Source organism: Streptomyces sp. NPDC093149 (assembly GCF_044754145.1).
GTDB lineage: Bacteria > Actinomycetota > Actinomycetes > Streptomycetales > Streptomycetaceae > Streptomyces.
The window spans coordinates 625,411-639,368 of record NZ_JBIVON010000003.1; the positions used below are offsets into that span (position 1 = coordinate 625,411).

Sequence of the window (13,958 nt, forward strand, 5' to 3'; positions counted from 1 at the left end):
CCGACCGTGCATTCCGGTTGTTGTGTGACAACTCTTTGTCATTCGTGTGTACACGTCTGCTGTCGCCGGCGGAGTCTCGGCCCGCGGAGCCGTCGAGCAGCTGGACGCGCCCGGCAGGGGCCGGTTCGACCTGTCGTCGCCGCGGTTCGCGGTGACCGGTGCGGCCGCGGTGCCCGTCGCTCTCGTCCGGCGGATGCGGGCCGAACTCTTCCCGGAGGTTGTCACAGCGTACGGCCTGACCGAAAGCTGCGGCACGGTCACCGCATGCTCCGCGGACGACGACGCAGAGACGGTGGCCCTGACCGCGGGCCGCCCCATCGACGGCGTCGAGGTACGGGTGACCGACGGCGACCGGCGTCCGCTGCCCGCCGGGCGGGACGGCGAGATCACGGTCCGCGGCTACAACGTGATGCTCGGGTACCTGGACGATCCGGCGGCGAGCGCGGCGGCCGTCGACGCGGACGGCTGGCTGGCCACCGGCGACGTGGGCCACCTCGACGAGCGCGGCGATCTCGTCATCACGGGCCGCTCGAAGAACATGTCCGTGGTAGGTGGTTTCAACGTCTATCCGGCGGAGGTCGAGCAGGTGCCGGCCGGGCCCCGCCAGGGGCCCGGCCGGTTCATGTCCGGGCCGGTTCGTGTCCGGGCCCCCGTCGAAGCGTCCTCGCCCCGTTCACTCCTGCCCGTCGGCCGATTTCGCGGCGAGGTAGCGGGCGGGGAACTCCCCACCGCCGTGCACCGCGAGGTCCGCCCCGTTGACATATCCGGACAGCCCGCTCGCCAGGAACAGGCAGGCGCGGGCGACGTCCGGGGGGACGGCCATCCGTCCCATCGGGATGACGCGCGCCACCGACGCCCCGCCGCCCGTGCCGTAGACGGCTGCCGCGCTCTCGGTGCGGATCAGCCCGGTGGTGATGTGATTGACCCGCACCTCGGGAGCCCACTCCAGCGCAAGTGCCTTGGTGAGGGCCAGCAGTCCGGCCTTGGCGGCCGTGTACGCGGCGGTGCCGGGCTGCGGGTCGTGCGCGGAGACGCTGCCGATGTTGATGACCGAACCGCCGCCGTGCTGGGCCCTCATGACGCGGTGGGCAGCCTGCGCCACGTAGAACGGCGCGAGCAGGTTGAGTGCGACGATCCTCTCCACGAAACGGGGCGAGACGGTGGCCGCGTCTGCGTCCGGGGAGCCGCCCGCGTTGTTGACGAGCACGTCGAGCCGGCCGAAGCGTTCCACCGCCGCGTCGACGAGCCGGACGGCCGCCGCGGGGTCGCGTACGTCGGCGGAGACGAAGACCGCTGTCCGGCCCCGCACCGACGGCGTCGTGTCCGGGGCGTTGCGGCCGCAGACGACGACGTCGGCCCCGGCATCGAGGAATGCCTCGGCGATGGCGGCACCGATTCCCTTCGTGCCGCCGGTGACGAGCACCACGCGTCCCGTGAAGTCCAACGGGTTGTCGATGTCCATGATGTACGGCCTCTCTGCCGGGCGTGCCCGATCGATGGTCAGCTGCCGGCCAGCCCGAGCCCGGCGGCGAGCCGCGCCCGGTGCCGCGCGGCCGAACCGAACAGTTCGCCCGCCCCGTGCGCCCGCTTGAAGTAGCGGTGCGCGTCGTGCTCCCAGGTGATGCCGATGCCGCCGTGCAACTGGATCATCTCGCCGGCCACCGCCGAGAACGCCTCGGAACAGACCGACTTCGCGACAGCGGCGGCCCGTGGCAGCGCGCCGGGGTCCTGGTCGGCGGCGAAGGCGGCGCCGAGCGCCGCCGAACGCGCCGACTCCACCAGGACATAGGCGTCCGCGAGCCGGTGCTTGACGGCCTGGAACGAGCCGATGGGGCGGCCGAACTGGACGCGGTCCCGGGCGTAGGCGACGGTGAGTTCGAGGCAGCGCCCGGCCGCGCCCACCTGTTCCGCGGCGAGCGCCGTGCAGGCCAGGTCCCGTACCTGCGCCAGGCTCCGCCCGCCGTCGCCGTCCACGCCGATCAGCTGCGCCTCGGCGTCGTCCAGCACCCACTGTGCCTGGCTCCGCGTGCCGTCCATGGTGACGACGGGTGCGCGGTGCGCCCCGGCGGTGTCCACCGCCACGTCGAAGAGCGAGACCCCGGCCGCCGTACGGGCCGCGACGAGCAGCACGTCGAGCCGGGGCCAGTCCAGTACATGCTCCTTCGTCCCGGTGACGCGCCAGGTTCCACCGGGTCCGGGCTCGGCCTCGGCGCGTACCGCCTCCGGTTCCCAGGACCCCTGTTCGGCCCAGGCCAGGGTTCCCACCGAGCCGCCCTCGGCGAGCCCCGGCAGCAGACGCCCGCAGGCCGCCTTGTCGCCGGTGGCGAGCAGTGCGCCGGCCGTGAGCACCGCCGAGCCGAGGAACGGCAGCGGACTCAGGCTCCGGCCCAGTTCCTCCATCAGCACATGGACATCCCGGGCGCCGCCGCCCGCCCCACCGTACTCCTCGGGCACGGCGAGACCGGCGACGCCGATCTGCTCGGTCAACGGCCGCCAGGCCTCGGCTCCTTCGTGCCGGGTCAGCAGTGACCGTACGGCGGACCGCAGTTCTTCCTGTTCCTCAGTCAGCCGCATCGGGCTGCTCCCCTCGGTGTGGCACGCACTGTCGTGCGCGTCGGGCGGCCAGTACAGGGGCCCGGCAGGCGGCCGGGGCGTCCCGGCGGCCGTGCGGCGGGCGGCCCCTGCGGATCCACAGGGACGGGCCGATGGCGGCGGTGCAGCCGACGGACCTGTGCACCTTCGGCGCTTCCCTAACAAGTGTTTGGTAGATTAACGTAATCCCATGAGCAGCGTCGAGGAGTTCCGCACCGAGATCCGCGGCTGGCTGGCCGCCAACCTCACCGGTCCCTTCGCGGGTCTGCGAGGCCGTGGCGGACCGGGCCGCGAGCACGAGGCCTTCGCCGAACGGCTCGCCTGGGAGCGGCACATGGCGGCAGCCGGCTGGACCTGCGTGGGCTGGCCCGCGGAGTACGGCGGCCGGGGCGCGAGCATCGAGCAGCAGGTCGCCTTCCACGAGGAGTACGCCCTCGCCGACGCGCCCGCCCGCGTCAACCACATCGGCGAACAACTGCTGGGCCCGACCCTGGTGGCCTTCGGCACGCCGGAGCAGCGGGCCCGCTTCCTGCCGCCGATCGTCGCGGCCGAGGAACTGTGGTGCCAGGGCTACAGCGAGCCCGACGCCGGTTCCGACCTGGCGAACGTCCGGACCAGGGCCGAGCGCGACGGCGACTCCTGGGTGGTCACCGGGCAGAAGATCTGGACGTCACTCGCCCACGAGGCGCAGTGGTGCTTCGTGGTGGCTCGCACCGAGCCCGGCTCGTCCCGCCACGAGGGCCTGTCGTACCTCCTGGTCCCGCTCGACCAGCCCGGCGTCGAGATCCGGCCGATCGCCCAGTTGACCGGTACCAGCGAGTTCAACGAGGTCTTCTTCGACGGGGCCCGCACACGCGCCGAACACGTCGTCGGAGCCCCGGGCGAGGGCTGGCGCGTCGCCATGGCCACGCTCGGCTTCGAACGCGGTGTCTCCACCCTCGGCCAGCAGGTCGGCTTCCGGCGCGAACTCGAAGCCCTCATCGAACTGGCCGGACGCAACGGCGCCGCGGACGATCCGCTGATCCGCGACCGCCTCGCCCGGGCCTGGACGGGACTGGAGACCATCCGCTGCAACGCCCTGCGCATGCTCGACGGCGTGGCCGCGGGCGCACCCGGGCCCGAGGCGTCCATCGGCAAGATCTTCTGGGCCACCTGGCACCGGGAGCTCGGCGAACTCGCCATGAGCGTCCGCGGTGCGGGCGGCATGCTCGCCGCCGGTGAACCGTACGAACTCGACGACTGGCAGCGGCTGTTCCTCTTCTCCCGCTCCGACACCATCTACGCCGGATCGAACGAGATCCAGCGCAACATCATCGCCGAGCGCGTCCTCGGCCTGCCCAGGGAGATCCGTCCCTGACGCCCCGGCCGGCCCACGTACCGGTGCGCTGCCTCCTGGACGGCACACCGGGTGGCCGTCGCCGTCCCCTGCACGCGGATCGGGGCGGTCCGGAATCCGGACCGCCCCGGCGCCGTACGCGGGAGACCGTCAACCGGCCCCGGAGAGCGTCTTCAGTGTGGCCCGCGCCTCGGCCATGATGCGGTCGACGAGTTCCGCACAGGACGGCAGATCGTCGATCAGGCCCGCCACCTGCCCCGAGGCCATCACCCCGAGATCGGTGCGCCCGTCGATCATCGAGGCCTTCAGGAGCATCGGGGTGTTGGCGGCCATGAGGATCTGACTCCAGGTCAGCTCCTTGCCGTGCCTCATCGCCAGTCCGTCGCGGACCAGCCGGGGCCAGCTCGCCCCGGACTCCTTCCTGAAGGCCGAGGCATGGCGCAGCGCCCGCAACAGCGAGGCCGCCCGCCCCGAACGCTCCAGGGCGTCGACCAGTTCGGTGCGCAGCATGCGGTGCGGCAGCCCGTCCACCTTGGTCGTGACCGTGACGTCCTTCACCGTGGCGGCCAGGTACTTCGCCTTCACCGCCGCCGGGACGGTGCTGTCGGAGGTGAGCAGGAATCGCGTGCCCATGCCGATCCCGGCCGCCCCGTAGGCGAGCGCGGCGACCAGACCGCGGCCGTCGTGGAAGCCGCCGGCCGCGATCACCGGGATGCCCACGGCGTCGACGACCTGGGGGAGCAGCACCGTGGTGGCCACGTTCCCCGTGTGGCCGCCGCCCTCGCCGCCCTGCACCATCACCGCGTCGGCCCCCCACGCGGCCACCTTCTCCGCGTGCCGCCGGGCCCCGACGGAAGGGATGACGACGACGCCCGCGTCCTTGAGCCGGGCGATCAGCTCCTGTGACGGCGCGAGCGCGAAGGACGCCACCCGCACGCCCTCGTCGATGATGATCCGTACCCGTTCGTCGGCGTCCCCGGCGTCCGCCCGCAGATTGACGCCGAACGGCGCGTCCGTACGGGACCGGACCTCGCGGACCGCAGAGCGCAGCCGTTCGGCGCTCATCGTGGCGGAGGCGAGAATCCCGAGGGCTCCTGCGTTCGCGGCGGCGGAGACGAGGCGAGGGCCGGCCACCCAGCCCATCCCGGTCTGCACGATCGGATGCCGGACCCCGGTCAGTGCGGTGAGCGCGGTGGGGATCGACCCGGGCCCGCTCATGCCGGAACCTCGCGCTCGCGTTGCCCCTTCGGGTCGATGACCTCGCGGATCAGCCGCAGTTCCGCCTCGGTGGGCTCGCGGGTGAGGGGGACCTCTTCGCGGATCGTGAGGGCGAATCCGGTGGCCTCGCGGACCTGCTCGACGGTGACTCCGGGATGCAGGGAGCGCAGCCGCATCGTACGGTCGGGGGTCTCGAAGTCGAAGACGCCCAGATTGCTGATGACTTCGGGGATGCGGTGGTAGCGGGTCGCGGAGGGGCCGGCCGCCGCGGCCCGGTCGTACCCGACGCCGCTGACCATGTCGACGCGCTCGACGAACACCCGCGCCGAATGCCTGGGCACCCAGTAACTCGTCGGATTGTTGAGGGTGTTGCCGGGAGCGCCGCGCACTCCGAGCAGCTGTCGCACAGGCCTGGCCCAGTCGCCGATGCAGGAGATGTTCTGGTTGCCGTACCGGTCGAGCTGGCTGGCGCCCATCATCACGTGCCGGCGGCCGGTGGCGGTGAGTGCGAGGTGCTGACGGAACGGCAGCCAGCCCTCGACGATCCCCGGCTCCGCCCCCACCGCGGGCACGTCGCCCATGAGCAGCGCCTCGCCGTCGGTCAGCAGAAGGTCGGGCGAGAAGGTGAGCTTCGCCAGACGCGCCCCGATCGCCGGGACGGTGCCCATGGGGCTGGCGAGGACCTCGCCGGCGTTCCGCCAGGCCTCGGCACAGGCCACCACGCAGTAGTCGGCGCGGGTCGCCGTCGGGGTGCCGGTCTCGGTGGCGCTCATGCTTCCTCCTGGTGGAACGCCGTGACGGCGGCCTGGTACGCGGCTTCGTCCCCGGACAGGAACCGTTCGTCGAAGGCCCGCCACGCCTCGGGATCGCGGGCGGCTCGGACGTAGGCGCGCTGGAAGGCCTCGTCGCGCTCGTGGTCGGGCATGCAGGACGTGAAGTGCGCGCCGTTCGGTGTCTCGACGACGCCGTCCACGAACAGGCGCTTGACCAGGAGGGTCTGCGGTCCGTGCTCCTTGAGCAGGTCCGCCGTGTCGACGATCCGCTCGCAGGAGACGTACGCGTGGTCGGCGGCCTCGCAGAACAGGTCGTCGAAGTACGGGTCGGGGCCCAGGTACTGGCCGTTGCCCTGTGCGTCGGCGCGGTTGAGGTGGACCAGGGCCGCGTCCAGACGCAGGGCCGGTGCCGCGACCAGCTCCTCACCGTCCTCGTACGGTGAGGTGACGGTGCGCAGGGACGGGTTGACCTTCAGCACGTCCGATCCGAGACCGGCCCGTACCGGCATGAACGGCAGCCGGTGCGCCCCGGCGGTCAGGCCCCACATCAGCATCGCCTCGTCGAGCTCGACCATCTCGAACGCGCCCCGTTGCCGGGCCGCGGTGAAGTGTGGTTCGAGCGGTATGGAGTCGAGCGTCCCGAACGCCGCGACCAGCTTGCGGACCTTGCCCGCGGCCGCGAGCAGGCCGACGTCCGGGCCGCCGTACGAGACCACGGTCAGGTCGGTGAGGTCCGAACGCAGCAGCGCGCGTACCAGCGCCATCGGCTTGCGGCGCGAGCCCCAGCCACCGATGCCGATCGTCATGCCGCTCTCCAGACGGCCGACGACATCGTCGGCCGTCATCGTCTTGTCCTGTGTCACGCCTGCTGCTCCTTGTCCGTGCCGAAGGTGTCGCGCACGCGGTCGGCGACGCCGCTGAGATTGGCCTCGAAGGTGAAGCCCTGTTCGAACCGGTAGCTGCGGCGTACGTCGACCGGGTCGATGCCGTTGATGGCGGCCTTGGCCAGCCGGATCAGACTGCCGTCCTTGGCGGCGATCTCACGCGCGAGTTCGAGGGAGGCCTTTGCGAGACCGTCGCGCGGGACCACCCGCCACACCGAGCCGTGCCGGTGCAACTCCTCGGCCGTCGCGGTGCGCGAGGTGTAGTACAGGGTCCGCATCAGGTGCTGGGGGACGAGTCGTGCGAGGTGCGTGGCCGCGCCGAGTGCGCCACGGTCCAGCTCCGGGAGGCCGAAGGTCGCGTCGTCGCTGGCCACGACGGCGTCCGCGTTGCCCACCAGGCCGATGCCGCCGCCCAGGCAGAAGCCGTGTACGGCGGCGACCACGGGAACCTCGCACTCGTAGACCGCGGCGAACGCCTCGTAGCAGCCCCGATTGGCGCCGATCAGCGCCTCGTGCCCGGCCGTGCGCTGCATCTCCTTGATGTCCACGCCCGCGTTGAAGCCGCGGCCCTCGGCGGTGAGCACCACACACCGGACCTTCGGGTCGGCTCCGGCGGCGCGCACTGCGGCGGCCAGCTCGTACCAGCCTTGCACGGGGAGGGCGTTGACCGGGGGGAAGTCCACGGTGACGACCGCGATGCCCTCTTCCGGGGCGGAGGTGGAGACACCCATGACCAGATCAGCTACCTTTCCACCAAATGTTTGTTAGGTAGAAGTTAGCAGTGATGCGGAAGCCGCGGGAGAGCGTCGTGCCACGGAGCGGTACGGCCACCCCGCTCCCGCCCCGACCGGAAGGACATCCGACATGACCACACCGACCGCCCTGTGCGCCGGACGCGTCGCCGTCGTCACCGGCGCCGGCCGCGGACTCGGCCGCGCACATGCCCTGGCCCTCGCCGCAGAGGGCGCCAGGGTCGTCGTCAACGACCTCGGCGTGGACCTCGACGGCTCCGGAGCGGGCGCCGGTCCCGCGCAGCAGGTCGTCGAGGAGATCCGTGCGTCCGGCGGTGAAGCCGTCGCGCACAGCGGCGACATCGCCACCACCGACGGAGCGGCCTCCCTCGTCGCCACCGCGCTCGACTCCTTCGGCCGGCTCGACACCCTCGTCAACAACGCCGGATTCCTCCGCGACCGGATGCTCGTGAACCTGGACGAGGACGACTGGGACGCGGTGATGCGCGTCCACCTCAAGGGGCATTTCCTGCCGCTCAAACACGCGGCGGCGCACTGGCGCGCCGAGGCCGGGGCCGGCCGGCTCCCCGAGGCCCGTGTGGTCAACACCAGCTCGGGGGCGGGGCTGTCGGGCAGCGTCGGCCAGGGCAACTACTCCGCGGCAAAGGCGGGAATCGTCGGCCTGACACTGGTGGCCGCCGCCGAGATGGGCCGTTACGGGGTCCAGGTCAACGCGATCGCCCCGGCCGCCCGCACCCGGATGACCGAGCAGACCTTCGCCGAGTCCATGGCGGCGCCCGGAGACGGTGGCTTCGACGCGATGGCCCCGGAGAACGTGTCGCCGCTCGTCGTCTGGCTGGGATCGGCGGCATGCGCCGGGGTGACCGGCCGGGTCTTCGAGGCCGAGGCGGGCCGGATCACCGTGATGGAGGGCTGGCGGCCGGGCCCCACCGTCGACAAGGGCGCCCGCTGGAACCCGGCCGAGGCCGGGGCGGCGGCGACCGAGCTGCTCGCCGCGTCCGAGACGCCCCAGCCGGTGTACGGCGCCCGCTGACGCCGCACCGCGGCGGGGCGGTGGTGTGCCACCGCCCCGCCCCGCCGCGCCGTCTCCGCACAGCCTGTCGGGTGACCTTCGATCGGAGAGCGGACGCGGCGTGGTGCGTGCGACTCCAAGGAGCCGGGACGGCCTCGGACGGGGTCTCCCCTGCTCCTTGAGAGCTCGGGGGAAGGAGCCACCAGGGCATTGCGGCAACGCCGGAGGGGGTCCCCCCGGCCCTCAATGCCTTGGGGGAGTGCGTGCCACGCCGTGGCCGCCCGATCAGGGGTCACCCGACAGGCCCTCAGCCGCGGGCCGGCTCGCCGTGCGCCCCGCCCACCAGCAGAGCGGGAGCCTCGGGGCGGCCGTCCAGAATCCGGTTCGTCCGGGTGACCACGTGCCGGCCGGAACCCGTACGGCTCAGCCGCCAGTGGTTGGCGGTGGCCCGGCGCACCACGTAACTGCCCTCCTCGTGCACCACCATCAGCGAGTGGCACACCGCGAACCACCTCGTCGCAGCGAGGCCGCGTCGACCAACTCGCGCAGCCGGTCGAGCGACAGCCCGAACGGCACCCAGCCGTCGCCGAACGGCACGGCCCGGCGCAGCGAACGCGAGGTCCGGCCACCGATCCACAGCGGCACCCGGTCCTGCACGGCGTGCGGCTCCACCACGAACCCCTCGTAGTCGAAGTGTTCGCCGTGGTGCGCCGGTTCACGCCGGGGCAGGGAGACCCGCAGCGCCGCCAGGGCGTCGTCGGCGACCACCCCCCGATTCTCGAAGGCGGCACCGAGCAGCCGGTACTCCTCCTCCAGACTGCCCACGCCGAGTCCCAGGACGAGCCGCCTGCCCGAGACGCGGTCCAGCGTGCCGTATCGCTTCGCGACGGCCGACGGATGGTGATGGCCGAGCACCAGGACCTGGGTGGCGAACCGGATCCGTCCGGTCCGGGCGGCGAGATAGCCGAAGGTGGCGAGCGGGTCCCAGTAGGTTCCGCCGCGCTGTTCGGCGATGTCCATGGGCACCGCGACATGTTTCGAACAGGTCAGATGGTGAAAGCCGAGCCGGTCCGCGGCCTCGGCGACCACCCCCAGCTCCTCGACGCCGGCGGTGCGCTCCCACGGCTTCGGGCACGATCGCCAAGGCCTGCCGCTCGGTGGCCAGTTCGCCGTTCCCCTCGGCGGTGAGGCGTGCTGTTCGCCCTGGTGGCACAGCTGGAACGGGCGGCTCCCTGGGGATGCCCGCCCGCCCCGTGACCGCGCGGTGCCCGCCGGCCGGGCCCGTGCGGGACCGGGCGGGGCCCTCACGGACCGGTGCCGCGGCTGCACGGCCCCGGGAAGCCGGGGGGTGTGTGCTCCGGCCGTCGCGGCTGCTCTTCCGGGGCCAGGGTGCCGCTGCTTCGGTAGCCTCGGACCATGGCTGACGAACGCCCCACAGCTCGAAGCCGCTCCGGTGACCGGTTACCCGCGCACCGGCCAGTCATCACCTACATGGACTGCTCCCGCTGCGGCACCCACATCGCGGGACTCGACGGCCGCTACGCCTGCGCAGGGTGCGGATGGGTCAATGACTACTCCGAGGGGCACTCCGTCCCGGTACATGACCGTTAGAGCGGCGCCGACAGCATCGCGTCCCGGCCGAAAAGCCTTTGGCTCACCGTCCCGACGAAGCCGAGGCCTCCTGCCACGATTCGCCGGGCCTGAGCGGGAGAGTCCGCGCGACCTCGGGAAGGTACCGTAGCGGACCGGAACCGCTCGGTCGGTGCTCAGCCGGGGTCGGACCGCTGTGCGGTGGACTCGTACCGATGGGCCTCGGCGCCTGCCCACCGGACCACGGCGGGGTTGTCGAGGATCCGTTCCGGATCCGCCATTCCGGCATCGGCGAGAAAGACGACGAGGTCGTGGTCGCTGTGAGCGAGGCCGAGTCTCTCCTCACGGTTGTTGATGTGCACCGTCACGGGACGCCCGCCGGACGGGGTCGGCGCATGGACGGTGATGGGTGCTGTCGCCATTCCCCCATGGTGTCCCGCACAGCCGACCGACGCATCCCGATGACCGGACGCGCGTGGACGGGACCGGCGCGAGGTCCGGGTGGCGCAGTGGCCCGGTCCGGCCGCGGCGGAGGTGTCCCGCGCGTCGCAAAGGTCTCAGGACGGTCGGTGTTCTCCAGCGGAGACCCTGATCACGAGCGTGACGGAGGCCCCGGTACCGAGCGTTCCGGATCGGGAACGGCTCACGCCCGAGGTCCCTCACCAGTCGGATCCGTCCGATCCGAGGGCCGTCGCCCCTCCGGTGCGCAGCCGCCGCTCCTGGGCGTTCGTACGGACGGTGAGTCCCAGCCGGTCGAGGTACTCGAACAGCGGGACCGCGACTCTGCGGCTCGTACCGAGGCAGGCGCGCCCCTGGCTCACGGTGAAGGGCTGAGGCAGAGCGGCGAGGCGGCTCACTGCGGTCCGGGCAGCGTCGGGCAGCAGACATACGTCGTCGGTGATCCGCAGCAGGAGACCGTTCTGCTCGGCCGCCGACAGGTGCTTGCGGGTGAGTCCGAGCGCCTGCAGTTCGGGAACGGACGGCGGGGCGAAGGGGGCGCTCTCCAGCCGCTCACGCACCTTTCCGACGGCGCTCAGCACGCCCTCGGGGAGTGCGCCACCCGAACCCGGACGCCGAACGCCCGTGGCGTCACTGACGAGGGCCGCTGCGCCGATCAGGGGTCCCAGCAGCCGCGAGTCGGGAAGACCGACCATGCGGGCAGCCGCCGCCCGTGGCATCCCGGGGGCGAGCGGGTGACGCTCCGCCCATGCGTCGACGACCCGCATCAGCTCCGTCCGCCACGATTCCCAGAGGCTGTTGTGGATCACCCAGTCCCCGACTCTCCTGGTCGTCGAGGGAGGATCGGCACCGGGCCGCAGCAGACCGGTTTCCAGCAGATCGGACCGCTTGGCGCAGTGGTGCAGCCGCATGTACCGCGCGCAGTCGGGGGCTTGTGGCAGTGACGAGAGTTCCACGGCACGCGCGGTCGCCGCGCCACGGCGGCGCAGCGGCGCGGGCATCGTGTCGAGGACCGTCGCTCCGGCGACGATCCGGTGCATACCGGGGTCGCGCAGCAGGACACGCTCCCCGACATGCAGGGGAAGCGGTTGCGCCAGTGTGAGCCGGCCGGTCTCCCGGCCCAACGGGCGGAGCCGGGCGGGGACGGCCGCGGATCCCAGATGCAGCACCAGGTGATGGGACCGGATCTCCCGCACGTGGTGGAGCCGCACGTCGATCCTGGACACCTGGGCCCACTCCCCGGGACCGATCAGGGCGTGCCCTCGGGCCACGTCCTCGAGCGCCGTGCCCCGGAGGTTGACCGCCAGCCTGGAAACCGCCCCGGCGCCGGTCACGGTTTCCTTGAGGCTTTGAAGCCCCCGTATCCGCACCTGTTTGCCGGAGGGTGCCAGCACGAGTTCGTCGCCGCGCTCGATCCGTCCGGTGGCGAGGGTTCCGGTCACCACCGTGCCCGCGCCGCGGACGGTGAAGGCACGGTCGATCCACAGCCGGGTCGGCCCTTCGGTGTCGGCTGCGGGAAGGGAGCGGACGAGGCGGTCCAGCGCGGTCCTGAGCCGGTCGACGCCACGGCCCGATGGCGCGTGGACGGCTACGGCCTCGATGTTCTCCAGCGGTGTACCGGCGAGCCGGTCGCGTGCTTCGGCGATGGCTGTTTCCGGGTCGGCGAGGTCGGTGCGGGTCACGGCAAGCAGTCCGTGACGCACGTTCAGGGCCGTCAGCGCCGCCACGTGCTCCTCGGTCTGCCTGCACCAGCCCTCGTCCGCCGCGACGACGAGGAGGGCGGCGGGCACAGGGCCGATCCCGGCCAGCATGTTGGTGATGAAGCGGTGGTGACCGGGGACGTCGACGAAGGCCGCCGTCACTCCGGACGGCAGCCGTGTCCAGGCGAATCCCAGGTCGATGGTCATGCCGCGCCGCTGTTCCTCGGCCCATCGGTCCGGTTCCATTCCCGTCAGTGCGCGTACGAGAGTGGATTTGCCGTGATCCACATGCCCCGCGGTGGCCATCACGTGCACGGCGAACCGTCCAGCCGACGGGACACCGCGAGAACGGCCGCCGCCACCGAGGGATCCGCGTCCGGCGGGACGCAGCGCAGGTCGAGGAGGCAGAAGCCCCGGTCGAGACGGCCCACGACACTGGGGTCGCCGGTGCGCAGCGCGGCGGCGAACGACGGGGCCAGCCGCACCGCCCATCCGGGCAGTTCGACCCCCGGCGCGCCTCCGCCGCCGACCGCGCCGGCACAGGGCACGGCCGTTGCGTCCACATCGGCGTCGCGCAGCCGCGCAACCAGCGCCCGCACTCTCGCTTCCTGTGACTCCGGGGTGGCGTGCAGGGCCTGGTCGACGCGTGTCTGCGGCGTGCGGAGCGTGGCTTCGAGTGCGGCGAGAGTGAGCTTGCCGACACGCACGGCGCGGGCGAGCGGGTGTCGGCGGACGACCGTGACCAGGTCACGGCGTCCGAGGACGATGCCGGCCTGCGGGCCACCGAGGAGCTTGTCCCCGCTGGCCGTCACGAGGTCCGCACCCGCGCCGAGCCACTGCGTCGCGTCGGGCTCGTCGGGGAGGGCCGGGTCGGCATGCAGGAGACCGGAGCCGATGTCGGCCACGACCGGCACGCCGAGACCGCTCAGTTCCCGCACGGACACGGACGAAGTGAACCCGACTGTGAGGAAGTTGGAGGGGTGGATCTTGAGGATGAACCCGGTGTCGGGGCCGACCGCGGCGGCGTAGTCGGCGAGGTGGGTCCTGTTGGTCGTGCCGACCTCTCTCAGCCGGGCACCGGTGCTCGTCAGCAGATCCGGCAGACGGAACCCGTCGCCGATCTCGACGAGTTCGCCCCGGCTGACGATGATCTCGCGGCCCTGGGCCAGGGCGGTCGCGATGAGCACGAGCGCTGCCGCGCCGTTCGTGGTGACGTGCGCGTCCTCTGCGGCGGGCACCGCGTCCAGGAGGGCGTCGATCGTCCCACGGCCCCGCCGGGCCCGTGTTCCGTCGGCGAGGTCGTACTCGACGTCGGTGTACCCGCTGGCCAGGGTCATTGCCTCGACCGCCGCGGGGGACAACGGGGCCCTCCCCAGGTTGGTGTGGACGACCACGCCGGTGGCATTGATGACGGGCCGCAGCGTGGTCGGGCCCGTGGGCAGAGCTGCCAGGACGTGGGAGAGGACCTGTTCCGGCAGCAGATCACCGTCCCTGGCGTGCTGCTGCGCGTCCCGGACCAGGCCGCGCACCCGGGGGCGGCCGATCCGGTCGGCCGCCCGGACGAGCCGAGGGTCGGCCAGGAGCGTGTCGGTACGGGGGATGGCGCTGCGCCGGTCGGCGCTCTTCTGCGGGTTCACGCCGG

The 13,958-nt window shown here is 72.5% G+C and carries 13 protein-coding genes and 1 pseudogene; 3 read left to right on the top strand and 11 right to left on the bottom strand.

Annotated elements, in window-relative coordinates:
* Nucleotides 1-46: 46 nt before the first annotated feature.
* A pseudogene (locus ACIQCZ_RS13325) lies at nt 47-412 on the top strand (AMP-binding protein); the annotation flags it as partial.
* A 261-nt stretch (nt 413-673) separates the two neighbouring features.
* Here the strand turns inward: ACIQCZ_RS13325 and ACIQCZ_RS13330 are convergent.
* Entirely contained in the window at nt 674-1,462 is a 789-nt protein-coding gene (locus tag ACIQCZ_RS13330) for an SDR family oxidoreductase (protein ID WP_402282044.1), read from the bottom strand.
* Nucleotides 1,463-1,500: 38 nt separating this feature from the next.
* The gene (locus ACIQCZ_RS13335; RefSeq protein ID WP_402282046.1) at nt 1,501-2,574 is read right to left on the bottom strand and encodes an acyl-CoA dehydrogenase family protein; all 1,074 of its coding nucleotides are present in this window, start codon (nt 2,572-2,574) and stop codon (nt 1,501-1,503) included.
* 208 nt (nt 2,575-2,782) lie between these two features.
* Here ACIQCZ_RS13335 and ACIQCZ_RS13340 point away from each other — a divergent pair, with 208 nt between their 5' ends.
* The gene (locus tag ACIQCZ_RS13340; protein WP_402282047.1) at nt 2,783-3,949 is read left to right on the top strand and encodes an acyl-CoA dehydrogenase family protein; all 1,167 of its coding nucleotides are present in this window, start codon (nt 2,783-2,785) and stop codon (nt 3,947-3,949) included.
* Nucleotides 3,950-4,078: 129 nt separating this feature from the next.
* On the opposite strand, the gene ACIQCZ_RS13345 is transcribed toward ACIQCZ_RS13340, so the two are convergent.
* From ACIQCZ_RS13345 to ACIQCZ_RS13360, 4 genes are read right to left on the bottom strand one after another with little or no spacing between them, the layout of a single operon-like run.
* Nucleotides 4,079-5,146, bottom strand: coding sequence for an NAD(P)H-dependent flavin oxidoreductase (locus ACIQCZ_RS13345; RefSeq protein ID WP_402282048.1), 1,068 nt, complete (start codon nt 5,144-5,146; stop codon nt 4,079-4,081).
* Nucleotides 5,143-5,919, bottom strand: a complete 777-nt coding sequence (locus ACIQCZ_RS13350; RefSeq protein WP_402282050.1) for a CoA-transferase subunit beta — start codon at nt 5,917-5,919, stop codon at nt 5,143-5,145. Before ACIQCZ_RS13350 ends, ACIQCZ_RS13345 begins: the two co-directional genes overlap by 4 nt.
* Nucleotides 5,916-6,764, bottom strand: a complete 849-nt coding sequence (locus ACIQCZ_RS13355) for a CoA transferase subunit A (RefSeq protein WP_402282175.1) — start codon at nt 6,762-6,764, stop codon at nt 5,916-5,918. The genes ACIQCZ_RS13350 and ACIQCZ_RS13355 overlap by 4 nt, the downstream gene beginning before the upstream one ends.
* A gap of 14 nt (nt 6,765-6,778) precedes the next feature.
* Nucleotides 6,779-7,534 (bottom strand): enoyl-CoA hydratase family protein, encoded by a 756-nt coding sequence (locus ACIQCZ_RS13360; protein ID WP_402282052.1) that lies wholly within the window; start codon nt 7,532-7,534, stop codon nt 6,779-6,781.
* Between the two features lie 133 nt (nt 7,535-7,667).
* Between ACIQCZ_RS13360 and ACIQCZ_RS13365 the strand changes: the two genes are divergently transcribed.
* On the top strand, nt 7,668-8,588 hold the full coding sequence (locus ACIQCZ_RS13365; protein WP_402282053.1) for an SDR family oxidoreductase: 921 nt from the start codon (nt 7,668-7,670) through the stop codon (nt 8,586-8,588).
* A gap of 286 nt (nt 8,589-8,874) precedes the next feature.
* Here the strand turns inward: ACIQCZ_RS13365 and ACIQCZ_RS13370 are convergent, their stop codons facing one another.
* From ACIQCZ_RS13370 to selA, 5 genes are all read right to left on the bottom strand, one after another.
* Entirely contained in the window at nt 8,875-9,069 is a 195-nt protein-coding gene (locus ACIQCZ_RS13370) for a hypothetical protein (RefSeq protein WP_402282056.1), read from the bottom strand.
* A complete protein-coding gene (locus ACIQCZ_RS13375) occupies nt 9,054-9,896 on the bottom strand; it encodes a TIGR03619 family F420-dependent LLM class oxidoreductase (RefSeq protein ID WP_402282057.1) in 843 nt (280 codons plus the stop codon). Before ACIQCZ_RS13375 ends, ACIQCZ_RS13370 begins: the two co-directional genes overlap by 16 nt.
* 437 nt (nt 9,897-10,333) lie before the next feature.
* Complete coding sequence (locus ACIQCZ_RS13380; RefSeq protein WP_402282059.1) at nt 10,334-10,579, bottom strand: hypothetical protein; 246 nt, start codon at nt 10,577-10,579, stop codon at nt 10,334-10,336.
* Nucleotides 10,580-10,816: 237 nt separating this feature from the next.
* Nucleotides 10,817-12,622: a selenocysteine-specific translation elongation factor gene (gene selB / locus ACIQCZ_RS13385; protein WP_402282061.1), complete on the bottom strand. Its 1,806-nt coding sequence runs from the start codon at nt 12,620-12,622 to the stop codon at nt 10,817-10,819.
* Nucleotides 12,622-13,953, bottom strand: coding sequence for an L-seryl-tRNA(Sec) selenium transferase (gene selA, locus ACIQCZ_RS13390; protein WP_402282062.1), 1,332 nt, complete (start codon nt 13,951-13,953; stop codon nt 12,622-12,624). The genes selB and selA overlap by 1 nt, the downstream gene beginning before the upstream one ends.
* Nucleotides 13,954-13,958 lie beyond the last annotated feature (5 nt).

Bases quoted from the DNA above. Each gene is read 5' to 3' on its own strand.
- ACIQCZ_RS13340 (WP_402282047.1), top strand. From the start codon at position 2,783: ATGAGCAGCGTCGAGGAGTTCCGCACCGAGATCCGCGGCTGGCTGGCC.
- ACIQCZ_RS13360 (WP_402282052.1), bottom strand. From the start codon at position 7,534: ATGGGTGTCTCCACCTCCGCCCCGGAAGAGGGCATCGCGGTCGTCACC.
- selB (WP_402282061.1), bottom strand. From the start codon at position 12,622: ATGGCCACCGCGGGGCATGTGGATCACGGCAAATCCACTCTCGTACGC.
- ACIQCZ_RS13355 (WP_402282175.1), bottom strand. From the start codon at position 6,764: ATGACGGCCGACGATGTCGTCGGCCGTCTGGAGAGCGGCATGACGATC.
- ACIQCZ_RS13380 (WP_402282059.1), bottom strand. From the start codon at position 10,579: ATGGCGACAGCACCCATCACCGTCCATGCGCCGACCCCGTCCGGCGGG.
- ACIQCZ_RS13330 (WP_402282044.1), bottom strand. From the start codon at position 1,462: ATGGACATCGACAACCCGTTGGACTTCACGGGACGCGTGGTGCTCGTC.
- ACIQCZ_RS13365 (WP_402282053.1), top strand. From the start codon at position 7,668: ATGACCACACCGACCGCCCTGTGCGCCGGACGCGTCGCCGTCGTCACC.
- ACIQCZ_RS13345 (WP_402282048.1), bottom strand. From the start codon at position 5,146: ATGAGCGGGCCCGGGTCGATCCCCACCGCGCTCACCGCACTGACCGGG.
- ACIQCZ_RS13335 (WP_402282046.1), bottom strand. From the start codon at position 2,574: ATGCGGCTGACTGAGGAACAGGAAGAACTGCGGTCCGCCGTACGGTCA.
- ACIQCZ_RS13350 (WP_402282050.1), bottom strand. From the start codon at position 5,919: ATGAGCGCCACCGAGACCGGCACCCCGACGGCGACCCGCGCCGACTAC.